Origin of the sequence: Nocardioides daejeonensis (assembly GCF_003194585.1) — a bacterium.
In the GTDB taxonomy this organism is placed as follows: Bacteria; Actinomycetota; Actinomycetes; order Propionibacteriales; family Nocardioidaceae; genus Nocardioides; species Nocardioides daejeonensis.
This window is the reverse complement of the sequence record NZ_QHKZ01000007.1, coordinates 66014-92463: the sequence shown is the minus strand read 5'-3', so window position 1 is coordinate 92463 and position 26450 is coordinate 66014. Positions and strand designations below refer to the sequence as shown.

General features: G+C 70.5%; 34 protein-coding genes. 3 read left to right on the top strand and 31 right to left on the bottom strand.

Translation table 11 applies throughout. The features are described 5' to 3' along the window. Nucleotides 1-3: 3 nt before the first annotated feature. The 26 genes from fliQ to DNK54_RS17285 all read right to left on the bottom strand — a co-directional run bounded on the left by fliQ (nt 4) and on the right by DNK54_RS17285 (nt 18726). Nucleotides 4-273, bottom strand: coding sequence for a flagellar biosynthesis protein FliQ (gene fliQ / locus DNK54_RS17410; protein ID WP_110208273.1), 270 nt, complete (start codon nt 271-273; stop codon nt 4-6). A gap of 6 nt (nt 274-279) precedes the next feature. Continuing rightward, the gene (gene fliP / locus DNK54_RS17405; protein WP_110208272.1) at nt 280-1137 is read right to left on the bottom strand and encodes a flagellar type III secretion system pore protein FliP; all 858 of its coding nucleotides are present in this window, start codon (nt 1135-1137) and stop codon (nt 280-282) included. Next, the gene (locus DNK54_RS17400; protein ID WP_110208271.1) at nt 1134-1634 is read right to left on the bottom strand and encodes a flagellar biosynthetic protein FliO; all 501 of its coding nucleotides are present in this window, start codon (nt 1632-1634) and stop codon (nt 1134-1136) included. The genes fliP and DNK54_RS17400 overlap by 4 nt, the downstream gene beginning before the upstream one ends. Nucleotides 1635-1647: 13 nt before the next feature. Then, nucleotides 1648-2439: a flagellar motor switch protein FliN gene (gene fliN, locus DNK54_RS17395; protein WP_110208270.1), complete on the bottom strand. Its 792-nt coding sequence runs from the start codon at nt 2437-2439 to the stop codon at nt 1648-1650. Further along, nucleotides 2436-3386: a flagellar motor switch protein FliM gene (locus DNK54_RS17390; RefSeq protein WP_239460157.1), complete on the bottom strand. Its 951-nt coding sequence runs from the start codon at nt 3384-3386 to the stop codon at nt 2436-2438. Before DNK54_RS17390 ends, fliN begins: the two co-directional genes overlap by 4 nt. Before the next feature lie 124 nt (nt 3387-3510). Beyond that, nucleotides 3511-3954: a flagellar basal body-associated FliL family protein gene (locus DNK54_RS17385; RefSeq protein WP_110208268.1), complete on the bottom strand. Its 444-nt coding sequence runs from the start codon at nt 3952-3954 to the stop codon at nt 3511-3513. Further along, entirely contained in the window at nt 3951-4841 is an 891-nt protein-coding gene (locus DNK54_RS17380) for a flagellar motor protein MotB (protein WP_110208267.1), read from the bottom strand. Before DNK54_RS17380 ends, DNK54_RS17385 begins: the two co-directional genes overlap by 4 nt. Nucleotide 4842: 1 nt before the next feature. Beyond that, nucleotides 4843-5607, bottom strand: coding sequence for a flagellar motor protein (locus DNK54_RS17375; protein ID WP_110208266.1), 765 nt, complete (start codon nt 5605-5607; stop codon nt 4843-4845). After that, nucleotides 5607-5897: a flagellar FlbD family protein gene (locus DNK54_RS17370; RefSeq protein ID WP_110208265.1), complete on the bottom strand. Its 291-nt coding sequence runs from the start codon at nt 5895-5897 to the stop codon at nt 5607-5609. The genes DNK54_RS17375 and DNK54_RS17370 overlap by 1 nt, the downstream gene beginning before the upstream one ends. A gap of 188 nt (nt 5898-6085) precedes the next feature. Further along, nucleotides 6086-6940, bottom strand: coding sequence for a flagellar hook-basal body complex protein (locus DNK54_RS17365; protein WP_110208264.1), 855 nt, complete (start codon nt 6938-6940; stop codon nt 6086-6088). A 26-nt stretch (nt 6941-6966) separates the two neighbouring features. Beyond that, nucleotides 6967-7431, bottom strand: coding sequence for a flagellar hook capping FlgD N-terminal domain-containing protein (locus tag DNK54_RS17360; protein WP_110208263.1), 465 nt, complete (start codon nt 7429-7431; stop codon nt 6967-6969). Nucleotides 7432-7441: 10 nt separating this feature from the next. Continuing rightward, nucleotides 7442-8767 (bottom strand): flagellar hook-length control protein FliK, encoded by a 1326-nt coding sequence (locus tag DNK54_RS17355; protein WP_110208262.1) that lies wholly within the window; start codon nt 8765-8767, stop codon nt 7442-7444. Next, on the bottom strand, nt 8764-9714 hold the full coding sequence (locus DNK54_RS17350) for a transglycosylase SLT domain-containing protein (protein WP_110208261.1): 951 nt from the start codon (nt 9712-9714) through the stop codon (nt 8764-8766). Before DNK54_RS17350 ends, DNK54_RS17355 begins: the two co-directional genes overlap by 4 nt. Then, nucleotides 9711-10157 carry a flagellar export protein FliJ gene (fliJ, locus tag DNK54_RS17345; RefSeq protein WP_110208260.1) on the bottom strand — a complete coding sequence of 149 codons (447 nt, stop codon included), beginning with the start codon at nt 10155-10157 and terminating at the stop codon, nt 9711-9713. The genes DNK54_RS17350 and fliJ overlap by 4 nt, the downstream gene beginning before the upstream one ends. A gap of 76 nt (nt 10158-10233) precedes the next feature. After that, a complete protein-coding gene (locus DNK54_RS17340; protein WP_110208259.1) occupies nt 10234-11541 on the bottom strand; it encodes a FliI/YscN family ATPase in 1308 nt (435 codons plus the stop codon). After that, nucleotides 11538-12272, bottom strand: coding sequence for a FliH/SctL family protein (locus tag DNK54_RS17335; protein ID WP_110208258.1), 735 nt, complete (start codon nt 12270-12272; stop codon nt 11538-11540). Before DNK54_RS17335 ends, DNK54_RS17340 begins: the two co-directional genes overlap by 4 nt. After that, complete coding sequence (gene fliG, locus DNK54_RS17330) at nt 12256-13272, bottom strand: flagellar motor switch protein FliG (RefSeq protein ID WP_110208257.1); 1017 nt, start codon at nt 13270-13272, stop codon at nt 12256-12258. The genes DNK54_RS17335 and fliG overlap by 17 nt, the downstream gene beginning before the upstream one ends. Next, the gene (gene fliF, locus DNK54_RS17325; RefSeq protein ID WP_110208256.1) at nt 13269-14864 is read right to left on the bottom strand and encodes a flagellar basal-body MS-ring/collar protein FliF; all 1596 of its coding nucleotides are present in this window, start codon (nt 14862-14864) and stop codon (nt 13269-13271) included. The genes fliG and fliF overlap by 4 nt, the downstream gene beginning before the upstream one ends. After that, a complete protein-coding gene (gene fliE, locus DNK54_RS17320; protein WP_110208255.1) occupies nt 14864-15172 on the bottom strand; it encodes a flagellar hook-basal body complex protein FliE in 309 nt (102 codons plus the stop codon). Before fliE ends, fliF begins: the two co-directional genes overlap by 1 nt. Next, a complete protein-coding gene (locus tag DNK54_RS17315; RefSeq protein WP_110208254.1) occupies nt 15172-15564 on the bottom strand; it encodes a flagellar basal body rod protein FlgC in 393 nt (130 codons plus the stop codon). Before DNK54_RS17315 ends, fliE begins: the two co-directional genes overlap by 1 nt. Beyond that, entirely contained in the window at nt 15564-15917 is a 354-nt protein-coding gene (locus tag DNK54_RS17310; protein WP_110208253.1) for a flagellar basal body rod protein FlgB, read from the bottom strand. Before DNK54_RS17310 ends, DNK54_RS17315 begins: the two co-directional genes overlap by 1 nt. Nucleotides 15918-16195: 278 nt before the next feature. Further along, entirely contained in the window at nt 16196-16684 is a 489-nt protein-coding gene (locus DNK54_RS17305) for a hypothetical protein (RefSeq protein WP_110208252.1), read from the bottom strand. Continuing rightward, nucleotides 16681-17049 (bottom strand): response regulator, encoded by a 369-nt coding sequence (locus DNK54_RS17300; protein WP_110208251.1) that lies wholly within the window; start codon nt 17047-17049, stop codon nt 16681-16683. The genes DNK54_RS17305 and DNK54_RS17300 overlap by 4 nt, the downstream gene beginning before the upstream one ends. Beyond that, nucleotides 17049-17510 (bottom strand): chemotaxis protein CheX, encoded by a 462-nt coding sequence (locus tag DNK54_RS17295; RefSeq protein ID WP_110208250.1) that lies wholly within the window; start codon nt 17508-17510, stop codon nt 17049-17051. The genes DNK54_RS17300 and DNK54_RS17295 overlap by 1 nt, the downstream gene beginning before the upstream one ends. Further along, a complete protein-coding gene (locus DNK54_RS17290; RefSeq protein ID WP_110208249.1) occupies nt 17507-17890 on the bottom strand; it encodes a response regulator in 384 nt (127 codons plus the stop codon). The genes DNK54_RS17295 and DNK54_RS17290 overlap by 4 nt, the downstream gene beginning before the upstream one ends. Before the next feature lie 2 nt (nt 17891-17892). Beyond that, nucleotides 17893-18726 (bottom strand): CheR family methyltransferase, encoded by an 834-nt coding sequence (locus tag DNK54_RS17285; RefSeq protein ID WP_110208248.1) that lies wholly within the window; start codon nt 18724-18726, stop codon nt 17893-17895. Between the two features lie 104 nt (nt 18727-18830). Between DNK54_RS17285 and DNK54_RS17280 the strand changes: the two genes are divergently transcribed. Beyond that, nucleotides 18831-19898 (top strand): protein-glutamate methylesterase/protein-glutamine glutaminase, encoded by a 1068-nt coding sequence (locus tag DNK54_RS17280; protein WP_110208247.1) that lies wholly within the window; start codon nt 18831-18833, stop codon nt 19896-19898. Nucleotides 19899-20087: 189 nt separating this feature from the next. On the opposite strand, the gene DNK54_RS17275 is transcribed toward DNK54_RS17280, so the two are convergent. The 5 genes from DNK54_RS17275 to DNK54_RS17255 form a co-directional block, all read right to left on the bottom strand. Beyond that, entirely contained in the window at nt 20088-20429 is a 342-nt protein-coding gene (locus DNK54_RS17275; RefSeq protein ID WP_110208246.1) for a hypothetical protein, read from the bottom strand. Then, nucleotides 20426-20809 carry a flagellar export chaperone FliS gene (gene fliS / locus DNK54_RS17270; protein WP_110208245.1) on the bottom strand — a complete coding sequence of 128 codons (384 nt, stop codon included), beginning with the start codon at nt 20807-20809 and terminating at the stop codon, nt 20426-20428. The genes DNK54_RS17275 and fliS overlap by 4 nt, the downstream gene beginning before the upstream one ends. 16 nt (nt 20810-20825) lie before the next feature. Further along, the gene (gene fliD, locus DNK54_RS17265; RefSeq protein ID WP_110208244.1) at nt 20826-22145 is read right to left on the bottom strand and encodes a flagellar filament capping protein FliD; all 1320 of its coding nucleotides are present in this window, start codon (nt 22143-22145) and stop codon (nt 20826-20828) included. 121 nt (nt 22146-22266) lie between these two features. Beyond that, nucleotides 22267-23391 (bottom strand): flagellin N-terminal helical domain-containing protein, encoded by a 1125-nt coding sequence (locus DNK54_RS21745; protein WP_110208243.1) that lies wholly within the window; start codon nt 23389-23391, stop codon nt 22267-22269. Nucleotides 23392-23518: 127 nt separating this feature from the next. Further along, the gene (locus DNK54_RS17255; protein WP_110208242.1) at nt 23519-24385 is read right to left on the bottom strand and encodes a sigma-70 family RNA polymerase sigma factor; all 867 of its coding nucleotides are present in this window, start codon (nt 24383-24385) and stop codon (nt 23519-23521) included. 196 nt (nt 24386-24581) lie between these two features. On the opposite strand from DNK54_RS17255, the gene DNK54_RS17250 reads away from it, so the two are divergent. Together DNK54_RS17250 and flgK are read left to right on the top strand one after the other, a co-directional pair. Then, complete coding sequence (locus DNK54_RS17250) at nt 24582-25061, top strand: flagellar protein FlgN (RefSeq protein WP_110208241.1); 480 nt, start codon at nt 24582-24584, stop codon at nt 25059-25061. After that, nucleotides 25061-26449: a flagellar hook-associated protein FlgK gene (gene flgK / locus DNK54_RS17245; protein ID WP_110208240.1), complete on the top strand. Its 1389-nt coding sequence runs from the start codon at nt 25061-25063 to the stop codon at nt 26447-26449. The genes DNK54_RS17250 and flgK overlap by 1 nt, the downstream gene beginning before the upstream one ends. Nucleotide 26450 lies beyond the last annotated feature (1 nt).

Here is a 26450-nt window from a genome sequence, read left to right as displayed (position 1 = left end):
GGCTCAGGCCAGCAAGGTGGGCAGCTTCTCGAAGAGCTGCTGGGTGAAGTTGACGAGGGTGTGCAGCATCCAGTTGCCACAGAAGAGCAGGGCGACCCCGACGCCGATCAGCTTCGGCACGAACGCCAGCGTGAACTCCTGGATCTGCGTCATCGACTGGAAGAGCGAGATGACGAAGCCGATCACGAGTGACGTGGCGAGGATCGGGGCGGAGAGCTTCAACGCCACCAGCATCGTCTGGAGCGCGATCTCGATGACCTGGGTATCGGTCATGGCCGGCTATCCGTAGCTCGCTACCAGGGACTTGATGATCAGCCCCCAGCCGTCGACCAGCACGAAGAGGAGCAGCTTGAAGGGCAGCGACACCATCACCGGCGGCATCATCATCATGCCCAGCGCCATCAGCGCTCCGGAGACGACGATGTCGATCACCAGGAACGGGATGAAGATGACGAAGCCGATGATGAACGCTTGCTTGAGCTCGCTCAGCACGAACGCCGGAACCAAGGTCGTCATGCCGATGTCGGCCCGGCTCTGCGGCTGCTCCCGGTCCGAGACGGTGACCAACAGCTGGATCTCGGAGTCGCCGGTGTGGTCGAGCATGAAGTCGCGCAGCGGCTCGACCCCGTCGTGCCACGCCTCGGCGCTGGTCTTGGTCCCCTCCAGGTAGGGCTGGACTCCCTGGTCGTTCATCGACGACAGCACCGGGCTCATGATGAAGAGGCTGAGGAAGAGTGCCAGGCCGGTCAGCACCTGGTTGGGCGGCGTCTGCTGCAACCCGAGGGCGTTCCTGGTCAGGCTGAGCACCACGAGGATCTTGGTGAAGCTGGTGCAGGTGAGCAGGATCGCCGGCAGCAGCGACAGCAGCGTGATCGTGAGGATCAGCGTGACCGAGGTGGTCGGCTTGTCGGTGAGTCCGTCGAGGTCGATGGTCACCGAGGTGTCGTTGCCCGGACCGTCGGGGCCTGCCGGGCCGTCCGGGCCGTCGGGAGGAAAGGCGGGGAGGGTCGCGGCCACCGGGGTCGCGGCGTACGTCGGGGCGGCGTACGAGGGGGCCGAGGAGGCGGGGCTCGCCCCCAGGAGGACAGTCAGGCCGACGATCAATCCTGCCGCCACGAGGAGCAGACGGCGGGTCATGAGGCCCGCCGGCCGACGGCGGCGAGCGCCTGCCGCCAGGTCTGCGGCGAGAGGATCGAGCCCTGGAGGGTGCCTGCGGCCGTCGACCGTGCGACAGCCCGGTGTGCTCCCGCGGTACGTCGCGGCTCGGCCGCCTGCGCCGGTGCGGTGACCTGCGCGAGAGTGGTCGCGAAGTCCTCCTGCGACGCGACTGCGTCCACCGCGTCCGGCGACGCCGCCAGCCCGGGAAGGAGGGTGAGCTCGGCGCCGCCGACCTGGTCGGGGTCGAGCTCGGTGAGCACGTTGACCTGCTGCTCGGTGCACCCCAGCACCAGGACCCGGTCGCCCACTGCGACCACGGAGATCGAGGAGGTCCGAGTCAGGGGCTGTCGGTGCAGCACCTGGACCGGTGCCCCCGGGCCGCCACGGAACCGCTTCCCGCCGAAGCGGGCCAGCAGCACCAGGAGTCCGACCACGACCGCCAGCGAGGCGATCAGGCGGAGGGTGAGTTCGAGCATGGCCGGTACTGCCTCAACCGGCCTGGGAGTCGTCGAGCACCTCGGTGATGCGCAGGCCGAAGTCCTCGTCGATGACGACGACCTCGCCGCGAGCGATGAGCCGCCCGTTCACCAGCAGATCGGCGGGGCTGCCCGCAGCGCGGTCCAGCTCAAGCACGGCACCGGGGCTGAGCGCCAGCAGGTCGCGCACCGTCATCCGGGTGCGCCCGAGCTCGACGGTGACCTCCATGTCGACCCCGTGCAGCATCTCGATCCCGCGCACCGGTGCAGACAGCGTCGCCGCCGGGGCGGTGGCTGCGCCGAACGTAGGCAGCGGCGCGGCCGGCGTCGCCGTCGCAGGCACCTCTGCGGCTACTGGCGCGAAGGTCGGCGTGGGCGCCGGCCTGGGCGCGAGCAGGGCGTCGGGCACGAGCACGGCGGCGTCGATGCCGGCGCCGACCAGCGGCACCGTCGTGAACGCACCACCCAGGTCGCCCACGACCAGTGCGGTCTCCACCTGGCGCGCAGCGTCCGCAGTCAGGCCGAGCACGTGGGCGACGGCGTCCACCGCGGGCTGGGTGGCGGCGGCGAGGTCGAGTCCGCCGAGTGGGCTGGAGGCGAGGGCGGCGACCAGGTCCTCGCCGACCAGGAGGGCGATCCGGCCCGCCCCCGGCAGGTCGGCGACCACGGCGCCGGCGAAGAGCGAGGCGACCTCGGAGGTTCCCGGCTGGGCGCCCGCAGCGGTCAGCGGCATCGCTGCCGGGAGCACCACGGCGGCTGCCTCGGCGGCCGCCTGGGCCAGGTCGGTTCCGGTCAGCTCGGTCATGATTCCTCCTGGGGGGTGCCCACGATGAGGGCGGCCATGCGGGGGCCGCGCGCGCCGGGGGTGGCGTGCGCGAAGACGGTGTCGTCGACGCACACGTCCAGCGGTGCGGCGGCGGGGTGGGAGAGTCGGAGCACGTCGCCCGGTGCGAGCCCGGAGAGCACCTCGGGGGTGACGCGGGTAGGGCGGAGGCGGACCTGGATGTCGACCGGGACCTTGTCGAACTGCGTGCGCAGCAGGGCTGCGGAGCGGTCCCGCTTGGCGCGCTCCCGCTCCGACACCGGGGCGGGGGCGGCCGCCGAGGTGAGGTGGGGGAGCAGGCCGGCGAAGGGGAGGCAGACGGTGAGTCGGTGCGAGCGCTCGCCGATCGCCAGGGTGAACGTCGCCACGACCATGACGTCGGAGCCGGCGGCGATCTGGGCGAACTGAGGGCTGTACTCGTGGCCGACGACGACCGGCTCGAGCGGCAGGATCCCGGCCAGCGCGTAGCGCATCTCACCGAGCAGGCGCTCGACGAGTCCGTTGATGACGCCCGTCTCGATGTCGGTCAGGGGACGATCCGGCTGGTCGACGGCGCCGAATCCGCCCAGCATGTGATCGATGCACGACATCGTCGCGACCAGGGGGAACTCGATCACGCCGACGCCGGGCATGGGCTCGACGGTGAACTTCGTCATGTAGGTCATCGCGCCGAGCGACTCGATGTACTCGGCGTACGACTGTTGCTCGACACCAACCAGCGTCACCTCGCAGACGGTGCGCAGCGAGGAGGTGAAGAGCGTGGTGGTCTGCCGGGCGAGGCTGTCGAACCCCATCTGCAGGATCCGCGCGTGCTCGCGCGAGAGCTGGATCGGCCGTCGGAAGTCGTACGGCGTGGGCTGCGTCCTCGCGGCGCGCCGTCGTGCGCGACCACCGCCCGAGGTCGCGGACGCTGTCAGGGTCCGGTTCACGGGCCCCCGATCGGCGTACGCCGAGGGCACCTGAGCAGAAGGGAGGTGGGTTCGTCCGGTCAGGGGACCAAGGGTCCCGGGGCCTATGGCCCACCTGGGTCATCTTGTCGGCGTGGTCATGCTCCTACTGGGTGACGAAGTCGGTGAAGTACACCTCCAGGACCTCGTCGTCGTACAGCTCCCGGACCTGGTGGGAGAGTTCCTCCTTCAGGGCGCCGCGCTGCTTCGGGTCGGAGACCTCCGCGACCTTCCGGCCGGAGAAGAGCTCGATCGCGGCGTCGAGCGCCTTGCTTCCTTCGACCTCCTCGGCGCCCTCGGCGGCCTGGAGGGCGAGGCCGAGGCGGAGGTAGTGGCCGCCGGCGAGATTGATCTGGACCGCCTCGAGGGGCACGACCAGCCCCGGCTTCGGCTCCTGGTCGCCGCTGGGGCGGAGCAGGAACTGGTAAGCCCCGCCGAGGCCGGCGAGCAGCACGACCACCAGGACGATGATCAGGGTGCGCTTGGACTTCTTCGGCTCCGTCTCGGCCGTCTCGGCGTCCTGGCCGGGCCGGACTGCTGTCATGGTCATGAGGTCTCTCCTCGCACTGTGCCGTCGCGGTCGAATCCGTATTCGCTCAACAGCTCCCGCGACTCCGGGGGCAGGCTGGTGAGCACGACGATGTCGACCCGCTTGTTGATGCGTTGGGACCCCGGTTCGGTGGGATCCACCAGGGGGCGCTCCATCCCGTAGGCGGTGGCGGAGAGCCGGTCGGCCGGAATCCGCCCGACCTCGTTGAGGTGCCGCAGCACGGTGATGGCACGGGCCGCCGAGAGGTCCCAGTCGGATGCGAAGAACTTCGGCTTCACCTTGACCTGGTTGGTGTGGCCGTCGATCTGCAGGGCGTCGGGGAGGTCGCGGAGCACCGGTGCCAGGGTGTCGATGACTGCCCGGCCACGCTCGGTGAGGGAGGCGAGGTTGGCGTCGAAGACGACGTGTCGCGAGACCAGGCTGACCACCAGGCCGCGGTCGTCGATGCTGGCCCGCACGTCGTCCTGCAGTCCGCGCTTCTCCAACGCCTTCTTGAGGCGGGAGAGGACCTCCTGGAGGCGGCTCACCTCACGGTCGACCTCGGCGGCCCGCTGCTCCTGCGCGAGCTGCTCCTTGCGGGTGATGGCCCGGTCGACGATGCGGACCTGCTCGGGAGTGAGCGACGACATCTCGGCCTCGGGACGCATCGCCGACATGGCGGTCTGCCCCTGGCCGTCGAGCACGCTCCGCTGCTCGTGCATCATCGCGCCGCTCTGACCGAAGCCCGCGCGCAGGCTCTGCTTGAGCTCCTCGTACTTGGTCTCGTCGACCTGGCTCATCGCGTAGAGGACGATGAAGAGGGCCATGAGGACCGTGATCATGTCGGCGTAGGAGACCAGCCAGCGCTCGTGGTTCTCGTGTTCCTCCTCGACCTGCCGCCGCGCCATCTCAAGCCGCCTCGGCGTCGGGCTGGTCGGGGAGCAGGGAGCGGAGCTTCTGGGCGACGACGCGCGGGTTGGAACCTGCCTGGATCGCGGCGATGCCCTCGATGATCACCTCCATGCGGGAGGCCTCCAGCTCGCTGAGGCGCTTCAGCTTGGCGGCGATCGGCAGCCAGATCGCGTTCGCCGAGAGCACGCCCCACAGCGTCGCGAGGAAGGCAGCGGCGATCATGTGGCCGAGCTCGTCGGGCTTGGAGAGGTTGCCGAGCACGTGCACCAGGCTCATCACGGTGCCGACGATGCCGATCGTCGGCGCGTAGCCGCCTGCATCGGTGAAGAACTTCGCACTCTGCTTGTCCTGCAGTCGCTTGGCGTGCACCTCGCCCTCGAGGATGTCGCGCAGCTCCTGGGGGTCGGTCCCGTCGACGGCCAGGGTCACTCCCTTGACCAGGAACGGGTCGTCGATCGTGCGCAGCTTGTCTTCGAGGGCGAGCAGTCCCTCCTTGCGCGCGGTGTCCGCGAGGCCGACGATCGTGGGGATCATGTCGGTGCCGGAGTCGACCTTCGCGGTGAACGCACGCTTGATGGACCTCACCGCGTTCTTCGCGTCCGCGAGGGTTCCGCCCGCGACGGTGGCGCCCAGGGTGCCGCCGAAGACCAGCAGCATCGGCGGCAGCATGAGCAGATGCGCCGGGTTCCCGCCCTCGATGACGTTCGCGACCAGGATGATGACGAAGGCGAAGCCCAGCCCTACCAGGGTTGCCGGATCCATCACACCTCCCGATGCTGGTCGAAGCGTTGGCCATCGAAGCGCAGGGCAGAGACCGGAGCGAGATGGGTCGGCTCCGGCTCGACATCAGGACTGGGCAGCCCGGTGCTCAAGGCGATGATCCAGCCGCGGTGCTCGCGCACGGCCCGCACGATCTCGGCGGGCGTCTCCGCGACGACGTACTTCTTGCCGTCGACGAGGGTGACCACCGTGTCCGGGGTCTCCTCGACCCGCTCGATGAGGTCCGAGTTCAAGACGAACTCCGAGCCGGAGAGTCGAGTCAGCGTGATCATCGCGCACCGTCCTTGTGCTGGCTGCCGGCCGTCCCTGGCCGACGCCCCTACCTTCGGCAGCCGCCCCGGTGACCTGAGGGGAAGGCGCCACCCTTGCCTGTCGAGACGCCAGCTTCAGCACGTTGAGACGCCAGCTTCAGCACGCTGAAGCTGGCGTCTCAACGTGTCGAAGCTGGCGCTTCGACGGATCAGCGCTTGATGTTGACGAGCTCTTCGAGCACCTGGTCGGAGGTGGTGATCACGCGCGAGCTTGCCTGGAAGCCGCGCTGGGCGAGGATCAGATTGGTGAACTCGGCAGCCAGGTCGACGTTCGACATCTCCAGGGAGCCGGCGACGATGCCGCCGCGGGTGCCCTCACGGGCGACGCCGAACTCGGGCGTCCCCGAGTTGGCCGAGGCACGGAACGACGTCTCGCCGACCTTCTCCAGGCCGAGCGGGTTGTTGAAGTCCGCGATGGCGACCTGCGCGATGTTGCGCTGTACGCCGTCGGAGAAGACGCCACGCAGGATGCCGTCGGAGCCGATCGAGTACGACGTCAGCTCGACCCCCGGGGCGACCGGCGGAAGCAGGGTGCTGGTGTCCATGGTGATGTCGATGAGACCACCGGTGTGGTTGCCCGCGGCGTCGACCGCATAGCCCTGGACGCGCTTGCCGGTCGGGTTCACCAGCGTGCCGGTCTCGTCGAAGTTGAAGGCGCCGGCGCGGGTGAAGAGCTGCTCGTTGCCGTCGCGCACCACGAAGAAGCCGTCACCCTGGATCATCAGGTCCGTCGGCCCGCCCGTGGTCTGGTTGGAGCCCTGCAGGAAGTTGGTGCGGGTCGCCGCCAGCTGCACGCCCAGGCCGACCTGGATCGGGTTGGTGCCACCGGCGTTGGTGCCGGCCGCGGAGGCGCCGGTCAGCATCTGGCTGAGGGTGTCGGAGAAGACCACGCCGCTCGACTTGAAGCCGATGGTGTTGGCGTTGGCGATGTTGTTGCCGGTGACGTCGAGCATGGTCTGGTTGACGCGCAGGCCGCTGATGCCGGCGAAGAGTGAGCGAAGCATGGTGTTACCTCTCGATGGACCGGCGCTCAGGCCGGGGTGGTGGTGTCGGTGGACGGGGCGGCGGGAGCAGCCGGAGTGGCGCCGGAGCCGCTGAGCGACTGCACGAGGGCGAGCGGCACCTGGCCGCCGCCGACCTGGAGCATCGGACCCTCGGAGGTGAAGGTGACGCCGTCGACGCGGCCCGAGGACGTGCTGCCGTCCTCCGCTGCCCAGGTGACGTCGCGGCCGATCATCCCGGTGGCCCCGAAGGCCAGCTGGGTGGCGACCAGGGTGGCGGTCTGCTCTGCCACCTTCGTCATCTGCTCGAGCGCGTTGAACTGCGCCGTCTGGGAGAGGAACTCCCCGGAGTCCGCCGGATTGAGCGGATCCTGGTAGCGCAGCTGCGCGACCATCAGCTCGAGGAACATCTGCTTGTCCTCGCTGGTCGCGGTGGAGACCGGGAGCGGGGACAGCATGCCGCTGGTGACCGCCTCGGTTGCGGGGATGGACACGGTTCCCTCCTCAGATGGTCAGATCCAGCCCCGCGGCGCGGGGAGGGTCTGCCTGGACGGGGTCGGGCGTGGTGGCGCTCGACCGGATGGTGCCCTCCGTGGCCTGATGACTGCCCGGCGTCCGTGCCGGGAGCTGATCGTGGCGCCCCGCCGGGGAGCCGTCGTGCCGGTCGGCAGTGCCGCCGTACGTCGTGTCGGCGAGGAAGGAGCCGCCGGACTCGCGCACCGCGATCCGCGCCTCGCCCATGCCGGCCTGCTCCAGCAGTCGGCGCAGCTCCGGGCTGTCCTGCCCCAGCGCCTGCGCGGCCGCCTCGCCTGCGGTGATCCGCACCTGCACCTCGCCGTGCCGGAGCGACAGCACCACACGCACCTCGCCCAGCGCCTCCGGCTGGAGCTTGATGGTGAGTCGATGGGTGCCGTCCTGCTGGGGCAGGTGGCTGATCCTCTCCAGCACCTGCTGGCTCGCCGGATGCAACGCCGTCGCCGGTACGCCGCCACTCGCCGCGGGGGGCGCCGGGACCGGGGGCGGCACGGCTGCGGTCGTCGCTGCGGTCGTCGCGCTGGTCGCCGCCGGAGCTGTCGCCGGGTCCGAGGCAGCGCCTGCCGTGCCTGTCATGGCCAGGAGCAGCGGCTCCCGCTCGGCGCGCGGCGCGGCTGTGGTTGTCGAGCGGGACGGCTCCGGCCCTGCCCCCAGGAGCGGCGGTCGCACGGAGTCGATCGCGTCCGCCTCGGTTCCGGTGCCGCCGCTGTCGGTGGGGACGGTCTCCGGCGCCTGCATACCAGGCTCGGTGGGAGTCCCGGCCAGGTCTCTGGGCACCGATGCCACGAGGCCGGAGGTCGCCGCGCCCGGCGCGGCTGGCCCGGCTGGTCCGGCTGTCGACCCTGCACCGAGCAGCCCGGCGAGCAGCGGGCTCGCTCCGGTTGCCTCCGCCGCACCGGCGTCGGCGGCAGGCACGGTCGCGTCCGGAACCGTCCCTCCGCCGGGCACGGGCGCGACCGTCTGCAGGCCGAGGAGAGCGAACAGGGCCGTGGTCGACGTTGAGCCCGCACCTGTGGCGTCGGTGTCCGGTGCCTCGGTTCCGGGCTCCACCGGCTCCGAACCGGCGCCGTCGCCGGGCAGGGAAGCCCCGCCCAGCAGCGCGATCAGGGCAGACGCGCTTCCCGCCCCCGCCTCGGCATGCTGCGCCTGGGGAGCGACCGCTGGCGGGGTGACCATGGTGCCGAGCAGGGCGGTGAGGAGGTCGGGGAAATCGGCACCGTCGCCGGATCCGGCAGTCGCCGCGGAGCCGCCGGCGCCTGCGGGCGCAGGAGCCGGTGTCAGCGGTTGGATCGTCATGAGCGTCCTCCCCACAGCGCCATCACGGACGCCACGTAGTTCTGGGTCTCCCGGTAGGGCGGGATGCCGTCGTAGCGGATGACCGCGCCGGGACCGGCGTTGTAGGCCGCCAACGCGAGCTTGGTCGAGTCGAAGCGCTCCAGCAGCTGGGAGAGCAGCTTCGCGGCGCCGTCCACGGCCTGGGTCGGGTTGAACGAGTCGCGGACACCGAGCCCGGCAGCGGTCGACGGCATGAGCTGCATCAGTCCCTGCGCGCCTGCGCTGCTGACGGCGCTCGGGTTGTAGCCGGACTCCTGCTTGGCGACCGCGGCCAACAGGCCCGGATCGACGCCGTACTTGGCTCCGGCGGCGTTGAACAGGTCGGCGAAGGGAACGTCGGCGGCGACGCGTCCGCGGCTGGCCGAGACCGGTGCGGCCGAGCCCTCCGGAAGGATCCGGCGGATCATGTCCGGAGTGGAGGGCACGTCGACGATGCGCACGTTGAGACCGGTCCGGGGTGCCTCGATCATCTTGCCGCCGCCGATGTAGATGGCGATGTGGTCAGCGCCGTTGTTGCGCGACGAGTTGTCCCAAGCGAGCAGGTCGCCCGGCTGAGCCTCGGCCATGCTGGCCACGGGGCGTCCCGCCCGGGCCTGGTCCGCGGAGACCCGGGGGAGGTCGTAGCCCAGGCTCTTGTAGACCAGTTGAACCAGCCCGGAGCAGTCGAGCCCCTTGGCGGGGTCGGTCCCACCCCAGACATAGGGGAGCCCCAGGTACTTGCGCGCCTCGGCGACGACCTGGTCGCCCGTCGCCACCCCCTCGTCGGTCGCCGAGACGTCGGCCAGGGTGTCGGCGAAGGTGGTCGCCGTGGTGGCACCGGTGCTGCGGAACTGGGCCTCCAACGACCGCAGCTGGAGGAACTGGGCCTGGATCTGCTGGATCCGGCTGGTCACGTCGGCGACGCTCATGGCCTGCCTCCGCTCGCCATGGCGCCAGTACGCCGCGACCACCGTTGGGTGGCGAGGTCGTCCAGCTGCGCGGCCTGCTTGCGGGCCACCTCGAGGCGGCGCGACTCGGCTCGTCGCTCACGCAGCATCTCCACGGCACGGAGCCGGGAGCGGTCTCCCTGCCAGTGGATGCGTGCCGCGTCCGCGATGCCGCGGGCCAGCAGCACGTCGCGGTCGGCCTGGGCGATCGCGTGGCCGAGTGCATCGAGGTGAGTGGTGTGGGCGAGGAACTCGCGGATGCTTCCGGAGCCGAAGGCGGGCGTGTCGCGAAGCGTGTCGCGGAGGCCGGCCGCAGCCTGCTCGGCCGCGCGCTGCTCGCGCAGCGCCTGGGCCAGGCCGAGGCGGCTGTCGCGCTCACGCACGGAGCGGACCCGCACCACTCCGGCCAGGTCACCGCGGGTCATCGGTGCCCCTCCTTCTCTTCGCGCCGCGGCGCCTCAACCGATGGTCGAGCCGGCCGAGGCCGGGAGCGCGTGGCACTCATCGGGCACCCACCAGGTCGGTCAGCCGCTGCCAGGCGTCGGCGAGCGGCGTGGCGTCGTCCATCTCCTGGCGGAGGAAGCCGTCGATCTGCGGCAGCAGGGCCAGCGCCGCGTCGGCGTCGGGATCGGCTCCGGAGACGTAGGCGCCGATCTCGACCAGCTCGCGCACGTCGCGGTGCGCCGCGAGCATCCGGCGCAGCCGGGTGGCGACCGCCCGCTGCTCAGGCGAGGTCACTGCGCCGGTGACCCGGGAGATGGACTCCAGGACATCGATGCTCGGGAAGTGCCCGGCCGTCGCCAGCCGGCGGGTGAGCACGACATGGCCATCGAGGATGGAGCGGGCGGTGTCGCCGATCGGGTCCTGCAGGTCGTCACCCTCGACCAGCACGGTGTAGAGCCCGGTGATCGAGCCGCGGTCGTTGGTGCCGGCACGCTCGAGCAGCTGGGGGAGCAGCGTGAACACGCTCGGCGGGTAGCCGCGGGTCGCGGGCGGCTCACCGGCAGAGAGCCCGATCTCGCGCTGGGCCATGGCGACCCGGGTCAGCGAGTCCATCATCAGCACGACCTCGCGGCCCTCGTCACGGAACCACTCCGCGATACGGGTCGCCACGAATGCCGCCCGCAGTCGGCTGACCGGCGGTGCGTCGGAGGTCGCCACGACGACCACCGAGCGGGCCAACCCCTCGGGGCCGAGGTCGTTCTCAAGGAACTCGCGGACCTCGCGACCGCGTTCCCCGACGAGCGCGATCACCGACACCTGGGCGTCGGTGCCGCGGGCGATCATGGAGAGCAGGCTCGACTTGCCGACGCCCGAGCCGGCCATGATGCCGAGCCGCTGCCCTCGACCGACCGGCACGAGGGTGTCGAGCGCCCGGACGCCGAGGCCCAGCTGGGTGTCGATGCGCGGCCGCGCCAGGGCGTCGGGTGCCGGATGATCGACCACGACCTGGGGGAGCGCGGTCAACGCCGGCCCTCCGTCGATCGGAGTGCCCAGGCCGTCGAGGACCCGGCCGAGCAGAGCCTCGCCGACAGGCACCCGCAGCGGGCCGCCGGTGTCGCGGACGGTGGCTCCCGGGGCCAGGCCCGTCGTCTCGCCGAGCGGCAGGCAGATCAGGCCGGTGGGACCGCCCGCCGCGACCTCGGCCAGCACCGGCTCGGGGCCGTCGATCTCCACGAGGTCGCCGATCGCCGCGCTCAGCCCGGTGACCAGCAGCCGCAGGCCGAGCACCTCGGCGACCCGGCCCAGGTGCAGCGGGCGTACGGCGGTCAGCGCCTCCTCGCGGATCGGTGCGGTCAACGCGCTCATCGGGATGCTCGCTCACGCAGGCTCGCACGGGCGTCGCCAGGAGTCTGGAGGACAGAGGCGACTCGCGCCATCGCCTCGTCCAGGCGGAGGTCGACGACGTGCCGGTCGGTCTCCACGAGGGCGTCCTCAGCGGAGAGCGACGGGTCGGCCACGACGGTGACGCCCCGCTCGGCGAGGTCGCGCACCACCACGTCCTCGACGATGCCGGGCGAGAGCCGCACCACGACGGTGGGGTCGTCGGGCAACACCCGCAGGACGCGGCGTACGACGTCGGCACTGGTGGCGACCCGCAGCTCGTGGCCCAGCAACTCCCGAACCAGGGTGAGGGCGAGGTCGGTCCCCTGCGTCTCGACCATCGTGGCGACCTCGGCGATGCGGTCCTGCAGTCGGTCGGCCGCGGCTCGGAGCGCCGCCACCGCGGTCGCATGCTCCGCAGCCCGGTGGGTCTCGGCCGCCTCGGCCCGGGCCGCGCGGTCGGCGGCCTCGGCCTCGGCCTCGGCCGCGGCGAGCTGCCTGCCCTCCGCCCAACCGACGGCGTACCCCTGGGCGGTCGCCGCGGCACGGGTCTGGGTGGCCAGGGCGTCGAGGGTGTGCTCGGTGACCGGGTCGCCGACCGCGTCGGCGTCGCCGAATCGAGTCCAGGCTCCGGAGCGGAGATCGCGGGTGTGCAAGGGGACGACGGCACCGGCCGCCGCGCCGCGCAGCACCCTCGCCTCACTCGATGAACTCATCGTCGTTCCCTCGTCTCACCAGGATCTGGCCCTGCTCCTCGAGCTGCCGGATGGTGCGGATGATCGACTGCTGTGCCTCCTCCACCTGGGCCAGACGCACGGCGCCGAGCAGGCCGACCTCCTCCAGCAGGTTCTCGGCTGCGCGCTCGGAGAGGTTCGCGGTGATCTTGGCGCGCACGATGTCGCTGACACCCTTGAGGGCCAGCGCGAGCTCGGCGTTGTCGACCTGGCGCAGCACCTGCTGCACCGAGCGATCGTCGAGGTTCACGATGTCCTCGAACATGAACATCCGGCTCTTGACCTCGTCGGCCAGCGCGGGGTCGAACGCCTCGAGGCCGGCCACGATCTGGCGCTCGGTGGAGCGGTCCGAGCGGTTGATGATGTTGACCAGGGGGTCCACGCCCCCGACGCGCGACATCTCGGTGGGCTGCAGCATCGAGGAGAACTTGCGCTCCAGGCTCTGCTCGACCATCCGCACGATCTCCGGCGAGGTGCGGTCCATGACCGCGATCCGGTGCGCGACGCGGGCCTGTAGCTCGGAGGGAAGCCCGGAGAGCAGCAGCGACGCCTTGTCGGGCGTCATATGTGCCAGCACCAGCGCGATCACCTGCGGGTGCTCGTTGACGATGAACGACCGCAGCTGGGCGGGGTCGGCACGGTGCAGGAACTGGAAGGGCATCTGGATCGCGGCTGCGTTGAGCCGCTCCATGATCTCTGCTGCCCGCTCCGGACCGAGCGACTGCTCCAGCAGCTGCTGGGCGAAGCTCAGCCCGCCCTGGGTGATGTGGGCGCGCGCCTGCATCATCGTGTGGAACTCGGCCAGCACGGCGTCGGTCTCGGCGCCGCTGATCGACTCGAGGCGTGCCACCTCGGCGGAGATCCGCTCCACCTCGGCCTCCCCGAGGTGGCCGAGCACCTCGGCAGCACGCTCCTTGCCGAGCTGGATGATGAGGATCGCGGCCTTGCGGATACCCAGCGTGCTTCCGGTCATCGTGCTCATGAGGGGTCCACCAGCCAGCCACGGAGCAGGGCGGCGACCTCTTCGGGCTGTCGTTCGACGAGATCGACCAGCTCGTCCTGGATGCGCTGCTGCTCGGAGCGCTCCTGGGCCTCGGTGCCCTCCAGCGCCAGCATCGCCGGGTTGGTCTCGATCGGCTGGGCCGCGCGGGCTGCGGCCTCCTCGCGCAGCTGCTCCACGACGTACGACGTAGCCTCGGCACGAGCCTTGGCCTTGCGGCGCTGCTGCCAGAAGGCGATCGCCACCAGGAGCGCGACGCCCAGGCCGATCGCGACGTTCTTGTAGAGCGCCATGCGCTTGGCCTCAGCCTCGGCCTTGTCTGCCGCGGCGAGCTCGGCGTTCATCGCCTCCTCGGCGGAGCGGTCGAACGGCATCGTGGAGACGCGCAGGCTGTCGCCGCGGGTGCGTGAGATGCCGGTCGCAGCGGCGATGCTCTTGCGGACCTCCGCCAGGTCGAGGGTGCCGGCGACGCGGGAGTCGATGATGGCGGCGATGCTGAGCGACTTCACCCCACCCGGGGCGGTCTCGCGTGTCTCGACGGTCGAGTTGACGGCGTTGTCGCGGGTCACCGACTCCTTCTCGTAGGCGGAGTCGGCACCGTCGGTGGTGGTGCTGCCGTCCATCTGGCCGTCCGGGCCGACCACGCCGCTGGTGCCTCCCGGACCGTTCGGCCCGGAGTACTTCTCGGTGTCGCGGCGCTCGGTCAACGGCACCTGCTCGGGGTCGGACTCGAAGGTCCGGCGCTCGGTGTGGGCCTTGTCGAAGTCGAGGTCGGCGGTCACCTGCACCGTCGAGTTGCCGGGGCCGACGACGCGGTCGAGGGTCGCCTGCACCTGGGCGCGCATCCGGTGGGAGAAGTCGTCCACCTGCTGGCTCCGGGTGCCTGCGGCCCCGGCTGCGCTGTCGTCGGTGGTCAGCACCTTGCCGGTGGCGTCGGCGACCGTCACGTTCGCCGGGTCCAGGCCGTCGATGCTGGAGGCGACGAGGTGGACCACGGCCTGGACCTGCTCGGGGCCGAGGGCCCGACCGAGCTCGGTACGCACGAGCACCGAGGCGGTCGCCGGGTCCTGCTCGTCGGCGAAGACCTGCTTGGCGGGCAGCGCCAGATGCACCACGGCCGACTGCACCGGGTCCATCGCCGCGATGGTCTTGCTGAGCTCGCCCTCCATGGCCCGCTTGAACGCGGTCTGCTCCCCGAACTGCGAGGTGGTCAGGTCCTGCTTGTCGAGCAGGCTGTAGCCGCCCCCGTCGCTGTTGGTCGGCAGGCCCTTGCCGCTGAGCGCGATCCGCGTGGCGTAGACGTCGTCCTTGGGCACCATGATGGTGGCGCCGTTGTTGGCCAGCTCGTAGGAGATCCCGCGGGAGTCCAACTCGTCGACCACCGCGGATGCGTCCTGCGAGGAGAGGTTGCCGTAGAGCGGCGCCATGTCCGGCGTGGTGACCCAGCGGAACAGCAGGAACCCGGCCAGGACGAGTGCCGCCGTACCGACGAGCACCGCCATCTTCTGGCCGACGCTGAAGCCGAGGAAGGCGTCGCGCCACCTGGTCAGCGAGGAGGTCATCGCGTTCCGCATCAGATCGGCATCCTCATGATCTCGGTGAACGCCTCCACAGCCTTGTTGCGCACGGCGACCGTGAGCTGGGTGGTGACCGCGGCCTCAGTGGCGGCGATCGTGTAGTCGTGGATGGCGCCGAGGTCACCGGTCGCGGCCTGGACGGCCAGGCCGTCGGCTCGGTTCTGGACCGACTCGAGCCGGTCGATGCCGTCGAGGACGAGGTCCGCGAAGCCGCTGGAGCCGGTGACCTGGTTGCCCTGGGTGGGCGCGACGACCGGCGGCGTCATGGGGCTGAAGCCGACCGCCTCGATCCCGGAGACACTCATCAGGCACGACCGATCTGCAGGGCGGCGGTGTAGCCCTCCTGCGCATGCTTGGTGACCTGGACCGATGCCTGGTAGCCGCGCTGGGCCATGATCAGCTGGCTCATCTGGCTGGACATGTCGAGCTCGGGCAGCCGCACGTAGCCGGCGTCGTCGGCGAGTGGGTGGTTCGGGTCGTGCACCATCCGGCCCTCCGGGTCGGAGACGGCGATGCCCCCTACGCGGACCCCGCCCTCGGGGTCGGAGGCGGCGATGACCATCTGCCCCTGGAAGGCCGCCTGGTCGGTCGAGCGGACGGTGTTGACGTTGGCGATGTTGTTGGCCAGCGCGTCGAGCCACACCTGGTGCATGCCCAGGCCGGACCCGGCGATACGCAGCGCGTCGAAGGCACCCATCACATGCCCCCTGCCGCGATCTTGGTCAGGTTGTAGTGGTCGGTGACCGCGCGGGTGAGCACCTGGTACTGGAACTGGGTCTGCACGGCGGCCATCACCTCCTTGCGGAGGTCGACGTTGTTGCCGTTCGCTCCTACGGGGGTGTCCGTCGCCTGGCGCTGGATCTCCACACCGGTGAGCTCGCCGTCGGCGATGGCGCCACGCAGCGAGCTCTCGAAGTCGATGCTCGTCGCGCGGTAGCCGGGGGTGTCGACGTTGGCGATGTTGTCGGCGATCACGTTCTGCCGTACGGAGACGCCGTTGACGGCCGCATGCAGGACGGCGCTCACGCCGTCGGAGACGGACAAGGACATGGCCTCGACCTTTCGGGTCCGGAAACCGGTGTGCCAATCCGTCGGCGATGTCGAGCCATCCCTTGCTCGATGCTCACTTCGGCGCTGGGCGGCGCCAGTTGAGGGAGAACGTCCGCGCGTCGCCGAGAGTGACCGTTCGGTCAGCCTCGAGTCGGGACGGTCCCGGGTCTGCCCCCTCCGTCGGAGCTAGCTCCATGCGTGGGAACGGCCTGCTGCGCGCCGCCCCAGCACGCACCCGCTGCGCCGCTCGCGACGGCCGAACCTTCTGCAAGACGCGCTCAGAGCATGACGATGCTGAGCCGGCCGGTGCCGTAGCCGGCGACGTCGAGCACCGTGTCCTCGCGGCGACCGAGCGTCAGCGCGCGCGCGAGGATCTGCGGGTCGACCGGCCCGCCTGCGGCGGAGACCGAGTAGAGCCGGAGGTGGGTGGCGCCAGGTGCGTTGAAGAGGGACGCGGCGATGTTGAGCACCTCGTACAGGTTCTCTGCCAGCGTCTCGTCGATCGCGCCTTCCTCGATCGCTGACCCCGCGCGTCCGGGTGGCAGCAGCCCGATGGCAGCGCCGGCGTACGCCGAGAAGGGAAGGTCGGCGACGACGAGCGCGGAGATCTGCAGCGAGTCGTCGACGTAGACGCCGATGGAGGCGGGCGTACGGGCACCGGGGGCGAGCGGCGCCCCGGTGCTCAGGGTGACGTCGCGACCGAGCAGGTCGGCGAAGAGGTCCCGGACCTCCTTGAGGGCCGGGAGGTGGGTCATGGTGGTGGTCATGGCGTGATCCCGGCAAGGCCGAGCGCGTCGCCGAACGCCTCCGGTGTGAAGGGCTTGGCGATGAGGAAGAGGGCTCCGGCGGCCTCCGCGCGTTCACGCATCTCCGGCGAGCCCTCGGAGGTCACGAAGCCGAAGGGGATCGCGCTGCCGCTGCCGCGCAGCTGGTCGAGGGCGTCGATCCCGTTCATCTCGGGCATGTTCCAGTCCGACAGGATCAGGTCGGGGCGCTCGGCGAGCGCCATCTCGCAGAGCTGTCTGCCGTTCTCGGCCTCCACGATCTCGTGGCTGCCGTGCCCGGCCTGGCGCAGCGTGCGCACCACGATCTGGCGCATCACCCGGCTGTCGTCGGCGATCAGGATCTTCATCAGGCGGCTCCCTCCGCGTCGTTCTCCAACAGGTGCACCCGCACCGTGATCGGCATGCCTTGCCAGGCGAGGTCGGCGCGACAAGCCTCCTGCGCGCCGCTCGGCAGCGTGATCGAGCCGCTGGCCACCATCGGGAGGGACAGTTGGCTCGGCTCGGGCATCAGGCTCTTCACGTTGCCGCCGACCATGTTGACCAGCTCGCCGACCGCGTCCGCCATCTCCTCGCGCGAGGCCTCGGCGACCTCCAGCATCCGGGTCGCGACCGCGTGCGCAGCCCGCTCGGGGAGCTCTACGGTGACCATGCCGCGCCAGGCGCCGGTGACTGTGGTGACCGCAGACCAGCACCCTGGGTCGGCCAGGGGAGCGGCCGGGAGCAGCGGCTCCGGGTCGACGTACGACGTCCAGACCTGCTCGACCAGCGCCTGCAGGTCCTCGGCGGTGGGGGTGACGAGCTCGCTCATGCCGCTGCCCCGTCCTTGACCAACCCGAGCAGCTCGAGCTTCTCCTGGATCGCGTCGGGGGTGAACGGCTTGATCACGTACTCGTGAGCGCCGGCGGCGAGGGCGCGCACGATGTTGCCGTGCGAGCTCTCCGTGGTGACCATCATCAGCGTCACATCGCGCCACTCCGGCACGTCGCGGACGCGGGTGACGAAGGTGTAGCCGTCCATCACCGGCATGTTCCAGTCGATCAGGCACAGCTCGGGCAGGGGTCCGGTCTCCATCACCGTGAGCGCCTGCTGGCCGTCACCGGCCTCGGCCACCTCGAAGCCGAGGTCGGTGAGGATGCGGCGCAGGATCACCCGCATCGTCTTGGAGTCGTCGATGATCAGGGCACGCATGGTCATGCTCCTCGGAGGGTCGTCAGGGCGTTGACAGGCCGGTGGAGCTGAGCGCGACCGGCGGGCTCGCGGCTCCAGTGCTCGTCCAGGTCGAGGCTGGTCTCGGTGGCACCGAGCAGCAGGTAGCCGTCGGGGGCGACGACATCGCGCATCCGGCGGAGAATGTCGCGTTTCGTCTCCATCTCGAAGTAGATGAGCACGTTACGGAGGAAGACGATGTCGAAGGTGGGCATCGGACCGAACGGCCCCGCGAGGTTGAGGGTCCGAGCCTCGACCATCGCGCGGAGCCCGTCGGAGACCTGCCACTCGGTGCCGACCCGGGTGAAGTGCTGGACCAGCATGCTTGCCGGCAGGCCCCGGTTCATCTCGACCTGGGTGTAGCGACCCGCGCGTACCCGCTCGACCATCGTCGGCGAGATGTCGGTGGCGAGGATGTGGGCGGACCAACCGGGCGGCAGGTGCTGGTCGAGCAGCATGGCGAGGCTGAAGGCCTCCTGGCCGCTGGAGCAGGCCGCGGACCAGATCCGGATGGTGCGGGTCAGCGCCCTGCGCTGCAGGAGCTCGGGGAGCATCACGTCGGTGAAGGCCTGGTAGGGCGTGTTGTCACGGAACCAGGAGGTCTCGTTGATGGTGAGCGCATCCAGGGCACGCGCCTGCTCGCGAGGATCGCGTCGCATCAAGGCGACGTAGGCGTCGACGTCGGCGCAACCGGCCTCGCGGGCCAGCGGCAGCAGTCGCGCCTCGACCAGGTATTCCTTGCCGGGGTCATAGACCATCGCCGACTCGCGCTTGGCGAGGTCGGCGACGACCGTGAAACTGGCTTCGGAGATGCTCACGTCGCCACCATCGGGCCGTGCGCCCCGATCCTGAGGAGGAACGGGGAGGAGCTGCGTCACCCCGTCGCTCGGGCGAGGGACGCCGTGATCACACTCAGCCGGGGATGGTTGCTGCCGATGGTGCCCTCGTGATCAAGGTGCTTGTGGTGGACGACTCCGCCATCGTCCGGCGGCTGGTGACCACCGCTCTCAGCGGGGACCCGGGGCTGGAGGTCGTCGGCGTCGCCGTCAACGGGCGCCAGGCCGTCGATCTCGTGGCCGAGCTGCAGCCTGACGTGGTCACCCTCGACATCGAGATGCCGGAGATGGACGGCCTGACTGCGTTGCCGCTGATCCGCGCGATCGCGCCGCGGCTCCCCGTCATCATGTTCAGCACGCTCACCGAGCGTGGCGCACGGCAGACGCTGGACGCCCTCTCCCGGGGCGCCTCCGACTACGTCACCAAGCCCTCGGGCACCGGCGGACTGGCCGCATCGGTGACCGCGGTCCGTCTCGAGCTGGTGCCGAAGATCAAGGCGCTTGCCGGCGTACGGCAGACGGTGCCGAGTGTCGCGGTGCCGCAGCGGCGAGCCGCGGTCGCGCGACCGCAGGTCACGCGGGCGGTCGATGCGATCGTGATCGGCTGCTCGACCGGCGGGCCCGATGCGCTCGCGCGACTCTTCGCCGAGCTGCCGGCGGACCTGCCGGTGCCGGTGGCGGTCGTGCAGCACATGCCACCCGTCTTCACGACCATGCTCGCGGCGCGCCTGGATGCGAACTCGCGCCTCGACGTACGGGAGGCCGCCGACGGCGACGTGCTGCGTCCGGGAGCGGCGCTGCTCGCCCCCGGCGACCATCACCTGACGATCCGCCGCGAGGGCGACCGGGTGGTGGCTCGACTAACGCAGGACCCGCCCGAGAACTTCTGCCGCCCCGCGGTCGACGTGCTCTTCCGCTCTGCGGTCGAGGCGTACGGCGGCAACGTGCTCGCCGTCGTCCTCACCGGCATGGGGCAAGACGGCCTCGTCGGCACCGAGCAGCTCGTGCAGCGCGGCGCCGGCGTGATCGCCCAGGACGAGGCGACGTCCGTCGTCTGGGGGATGCCGGGCGCCGTCACCGAGGCCGGTCTGGCCACCGAGGTACTGCCCCTGGACCGGATCGCCGGCCGCCTCTCCCTGCTCTCCCGGGTCTGATCCGCGGCGCCGAGTGCGCGCAAGTGAAGCTTTGAGTGCGCGCAAGTCACGCATTGAGTGCGCGCAAGTGAAGCGCCGAGTGCGCGCAAATCATGCATTGAGTGCGCGAACTCGCGCAGTCATACGCGCGCACTCAACGCGCGATTTGAGCGCACTCAACATGTGATTTGCGCGCACTCGACGGGGAGGTCAGGCGCGGGTGTCGAGGTAGACGGAGCGGGTGGCGCGGCGCGTGCCGGGATCCAGGCGCCGTACGACGTCACGCTGCTCGCGGGCGCTGCGCATGCGGGCGACCAGCGCCTCCTGGGCGTCGACCTGACGGTCGGCGATCCGGCGGGCGCGGGGGACGAGGACGTCCGGGATGGGGCCGGAGGTGGTCGGCACCTGCCAGGGGCCGATGTCACCGCGTGCCACGGCCTGGTCGTCGCCGGCCAGCACGTCCTCGATCGCCTTCACGTCGCGCTCGAGCTGGTCGAGCACGATCGTCCACTCCTCGACGAGGTCGTGGAGCGGGAGCCGTTCGGCGCTCAACTCGCCACCGCCGCTGCGGCTGCCGCGGCCTCGCGCCAGGTGTCGGCGATGTCGGTGGCGAGGGCCAGGCAGTGCCGGGTGGCGTCGAGGTCGCGACGCACGTTGCTCAACACCAGCTGACCGTGCAGGTGCGTGTAGAGGGCGCGCAGCTGGGTGGCGCCCTCCCAGAGGTCGACTCGCAGGCTGGAGCTGAGCTCGCTCACGATGTCCTGGGCGTGCACGAGGGGAGCGTGGGCGTCGGTGAACCGTCCCTCCTCCTGAGCGAGGAGCGCTCGCTCGACGTCCAGCACCAGTCGGTCACAGAGCATGACCAGCAAGGTGGCGGGGCCGGCGGTGCTGACGGAGGAGGTCAGATAGGCCTTGCGCGGGTCCTGATACATGGTGCTGCTCCTTCACTCAGCCGTTGTTGGCCTGTAGTGAGCTGATCTGGCTGCTGAGCCAGCTCGACTGGCTCTGCATCTTCGAGAGCGCCGTCTCCAGCGCGGTGAACTGGCGTTCCAGGGCGGTACGCCGCAACTCGAGTCGGCGGTCCCAGTCCTCGATGCCGCTCTTGAGGCGGTCGACCGAGCTGTTGCGCCCCTGGAGGGCGCTGGTGAGGGTGCCGTTGACCGAGTCGCTGGCACCGGTGGCGACCTTTTCGACGCGTGCGGCGAAGCCTTGCGGGCCGGTGATCGCGGCAGCCAGCGCCGCCGGGTCGTCGGCGAGCGCCTGCGCGAACGTCGTCTCGTCGAAGGTGAACTTGCCGTAGCGATCGATCTGGATGCCGAACGGGGCCATCGACTGGTTGCCGCCGGGGTAGAGGCTCTGCTGGAGCGCGGCACCGGCGGCTCGGACGGCTGTGTCGCCAGCCAGGAGGCCACTGGCCTTGGTGGTCGCGTTGTAGCCGGTGAGCGAGGTGACCTGGTCGAGCATCGTGTTGACCTGGTCGATCAGTGCCTTGACTGCTGCCCCCGGCGCGGCGGCGTCCCGGGCGACGGTCAGGTCCGCCGTCTTGCCGACCGCGTCGTTCGAGACGGTGAAGGTCAGCCCGGGGACGACGTCCTTGAAGGTGTTGCTGGCCGAGGTGACCGCGATGCCGTCGATCGTGACCTGGGCATCCTGGGCCTGCGTGACGACCGCTCCGCCGAGAAGCGCGCCGCCGACGGAGTCGGTGAGAGTGAACTGCTGGGCGGCGCCGACGCCGGTCGACTGCACGACCAGGCGGTGGCTGCCGTCGTCCTGGCGGACCGTGGTCGCCTGCACGCCGGTGCCCGATGCGTTGAGAGCGGCGACGAGGCCCTGGAGGGTGCCGTCGCCGGTGTCGAGGGTGGTGGTCGTTCCGTCGAGGGTCAGCTGCACCGTCGTGCCGTTGCCGACCACCACGTCGCCCAGTGCTGCGGCGTCGTCGAATCGCAGCTTGTGCTGCGTTGCGAGGCGGTCGACCTGCACGGAGAAGGTGCCTACGGGGGCGGCGTTGCCGGCAGTGACGGAGACGCCCGCCTGGCTGCTGGTGGCCTTCAGCGGGGACCAGGTTGCCGGGTCAGCCAGCTCCTTCGCCTTGGTGGCGAGGCCTGCCATCTGACTGTTGAAGGTCTGCAGGCTGTTGACCGCCAGCTGCTGCTTGGAGAGCTGGCTCTTGAGCTTGGTCTGTGGTGCGGCCTCCAGCTGCATGAGCTGGTTGATGATCGTGGCGGTCTCAAGGCCGCTGACGAGGCCACCGATGCTCGAGGTCGGCATGTCCCCTCCGGTTCGACGTGTGCGTGGTGGGTGTTCCACGGGGCCGCCCGGTCATGGGGATGTGCCCGACCGGCCCCGTGGAACGGTGCCGGGTGCGGCTGATCCGCACCCGGCACACGAATCAGCCGCGGAGCAGCTGCAGCACGCCCTGCGGAGCCTGGTTGGCCTGGGCGAGCATCGCCGTACCGGCCTGGGACAGGATCTGCGCCCGGGTCATGTTCATCATCTCCGAAGCCATGTCGGTGTCACGGATCCGGCTCTCGGAGGCCGACAGGTTCTCGACGGCCACGTTGAGGTTGTTGATGGTGTGCTCGAACCGGTTCTGCAGCGCACCGAGGTTGGCGCGGGCGGTGGAGATGTAGCCGATCTGCGAGTCGATGACGCCGATCGCGGCCTGCGCGGAGGTGTGGCTGGCGAAGCTGATGCCACCCGCCACAGCGGCACCGGCAGCGGCACCGGTGCCCGGAGCCGTCGCGGCCAGGGTGCCACCGTTGGTGGCGTTGACGACCAGCTCGTTGTTCTGGTTGACCGTCGCCCGGAAGTTCGCCGAGAAGCCGGCGTCCGAGTTGAGCTTGTCGGCCGCACCCTGGACGGTGGTGATGCTGCCCGCCGCGCCCATGGCGACCGTCGAGGTCGCTACGGTGCCGGTGGTGCTGAAGGTCCAGTTGCCGGTGATCAGGGTCGGCGTGACCACGGCGTAGGAGTTGCCACCGCCGGTGCTCAGCGCGGTCGACACCGAGCTGACGTTCGCGGAGGTCAGGTTGACCTGGATCGAGCTGTTGGCGTTGCCGTCGGCGCCGACCTGGAAGTTGAGCGTGCCGGCGGTGCCGTCGAGCAGCTTGGTGCCGTTGAAGTTCGTCGAGGAGGCGATCCGCGACAGCTCCTGCTGCAGCTGGTTGGCCTCGGTGGTGATGTTGGCCCGAGCCGCGCCGTTGTTGGAGTCGTTGGAACCCTGGACGGCCAGGTCGCGCAGCCGCTGCAGGATCGCGTGGGTCTCGGTCAGCGCACCCTCAGCGGTCTGGACGACGGAGATGCCGTCCTGGGCGTTGCGCACCGCGACCTTGAGGCCACCGACCTGCGAGCGCAGGCCCTCGGAGATGGCCAGGCCGGCGGCGTCGTCGGCGGCCCGGTTGATCCGGAAGCCGGACGACAGCTTCTCGAGCGACTTCGACATCTGGCCCTGCGTGACCGACAGGTTGCGGTAGCTGTTGAAGGCGTCGATGTTCTGGTTGATGCGAAGACTCATGATGTTTCCCTCCTGGAAGTGAGTCGAACTGTGGGAACCCGTCCCTGGGTTCCGTGGTTGTCCTTTCGGCGGCGCCGGAGCGGACCTGAGGAATCAGCTCTGGCAATTTCCCGCTCCGACGGCTGGGTCAGGCCGAGACGTTGATCCCGCGCTGCTCCGCCGCCGGCCGCGTAGCCGGTACGACGCCCCGCAGGTTCGCCGCATGCCGCTCTCCGACCGCCGCGAAGTAGGCCTCCCGGCGTCGGGCCGCACAGCCTCCCGGCCGTCGTGCCGCCGGCACCAGGTCGGGGTCGAGGTGTGTGTTCAGCGCGTCGCGCAGCAGCACCAGGGCCTCCGCCCGGAGCTGCGAGATCCGGGATTCGGAGACGTCCAGCCGCGTCGCGATCTCAGCCATCGGCCGTTCGGCCAGGAAGTAGCCCTCGACGACGATCCGCAGCCGCTCCGGCAGCTCGGCGATCGACTCACGCAGGTAGGCGAGCTGCTCCTCGTGCTCGAGTGCCGCCTCGGGCCCGGGCTCCGAACTGACCAGCGTGTCGCCGAGGGTGCCGCTCTCGCCGGCGTCGAGGGCCAGTACCTGGGCGCGAGCCAGGTCGTCGTCGTTGCCGGCCACCTCCTCGACCGTCATCCCGGCGGCGGAGGCGACCTCCTCGATCGTGGCGGGACGACCGAAAGTGGTGGCGAGCTGGGCACGGGTGGCCTCGAGCTCGCGGGCCCGGCGGCGTACCGAACGGGTGGCCCAGTCGACCGAGCGAAGCTCGTCCAGCAGGGCTCCGCGGATCCGGGTGGCGGCGTACCGGCCGAAGGGCACGCCACGCAGTTCCTCGAAGGCGTGGGCAGCCTGCACGAGGGCGATCAGTCCGGCCGAGGTGAGGTCGTCGCGGTCGACGTGCGAGGGCACCCGCCCCATGGTCTCCCGGACGATGTGTCCGACGAGGGGGATGTTGGCTGTGATGAGGTCGTCCGCCGAGACCGGAGCCGGTGCGAGCTGCTGCATGGACAGAACTTTCGACCGAGGGCGGCCAAAAAGCACCGGGAACGCTCTTCATATGAACGCTCGTCGATCCGGCCGGGACCTTCGTCCCGATCCGGTCATCCCACAACGGGGCCACTCCCGGACGCCGAGTTTCCCTCAGGAGCCTCGGCGGGGCGCCGATGGACCTGGTCAGACAGCTAGCGAAGGGACCTGGACGATGGAGAAGCTCTCGCTGATCCTGTGGCGCGAGAGGGAGCTGCTGGAGAGCCTGCTCTTCAAGCTCGAGAGCGAGCAGCTCATCCTCGCCTCGGGAAACACGCGCTGGCTGGGCCGGGCCGCTGAAGAGGTGGAGGCGCTCGTCGAGCAGATCCGTGAGACCGAGGTGCTCCGCGCCATCGCCGCCGATGCTGCCGCCGAGCAGGCCGGTCTCGCCGCACACAGCAGTCTTCGCTCGCTCGCCGAGGCGTGCGACGACCCCTGGCGCACCGTCTTCACCGACCACTACAAGGCGTTCCAGGTGCTGACCCACGAGGTGGCGGGCCTGGCGGAGCGCAACCGCAACCTCATCACCGCCGGCTATCGGTCCGCCCGTGAGGCGATGCTGGCGTTGGAGAGCGACGGCATCGACGGCTATCGGCAGGACGGCCAGGCGGTCACTGCCGGACCGCGCTCCAGCCTCGTGGACAGGAGCCTCTGATGGCGGGCACCTTCGGCTCCTTCGGCGTCGCGCTGAGCGGAATGCGCTACAGCCAGGTCGCCATGGACATCGCCAACAACAACCTGGCCAACGTCGGAGTCGACGGATACGTACGCCGACGGGCGGTCGGCGAGACCGTCGCCACCGACTCGATGCCGGCCCTCTGGTCGCGAGGCCAGGGGGTGGGGGACGGCGTGCGCGTCGCCAACATCCAGCGGATGTCGGACTACTTCCTCGACGTGCGTGCGCGGGGCGAGCACGGCCGTCAGGCCTACCTCGACACCCTCGGCTCGGTGATGGACCGGATGGAGAGCGGCATCGGAGAGCCGGGCAAGTACGGCGTCTCAGCGGCGCTGGCGGACTTCCGTGCGAGCTGGCAGAACCTCTCCAACAACCCCGGCAGCTCGGCCGCTCGCAGCCAAGTCCTCGCCAGTGGCCGCGGACTGGCCGACAGCCTGCGGCTGCAGGCCCGCAACCTGGACAACGAGCAGGCCGAGGCCCAGCAGCGCCTCGCGGTCGACCTGCGCGAGGTGAACACCCTCGCTGCCGACCTGGCCGACACCAACCGCAACATCGCCGACGCGCAGCTCAACGGCATCGACCCGGGTGCGCTGCTCGACCAGCGCGACCGCCTGGCGATGTCGCTGAGCGAGCTGACCGGCGGCGTGGCCACCCAACGCCCCGACGGGGGCTTCGACTTCTCGGTGGGCGGCATCACGCTGGTCTCGGGTCGTGACGCCGGCACCCTTGCCGCCGTCACCGGACTCAACCCCGACGGCACCGGTGACGGTTCGCCGCTGACGTGGAGCGTCACCCTCGGTGCGACCACGACCTCGGTGGCACCGGCTGGTCGCATCGGCGCGTTGGCCGAGGCCATCGACAACGTGATCCCGACCTATCGCGCCGGCCTCAACGCCGTGGCTCAGCAGGTCGCGGACGACATGAACGCCGGTCACCAGGCGGGCTTCGACCAGTCCGGGACAGCGGGCGGCCCCCTCTTCGCCTACGACCCGACGAACCCGGCCGGGAGCCTCTCGGTGCTCATCACCGACCCGGCGCTGGTGGCTGCCTCCGGCGTACCAGGAGGTGGCCTGGACGGGAGCAACGCGAGCGTGCTCGCCACCGCGTCCCAGGTCGAGTCGGCGTACCAGCGCCTGGTCTCCGTCTTCGGCACGGAGGTGGCTTCCGTCCACCGTCTGGCCGCCAACCAGTCCGTGTTGACCGAGCAGGTCGACCGCACCCGGGAGTCGATGGCCGGTGTCAGTATCGACGAGGAGATGGTGAGCCTGATGGCCGCGCAGCGACAGTTCGAGGCCGCATCGCGGGTGATGACCACCCTCGACTCGGTGCTCGACACCCTGATCAACCGGACCGGGCTGGTGCGCTGAC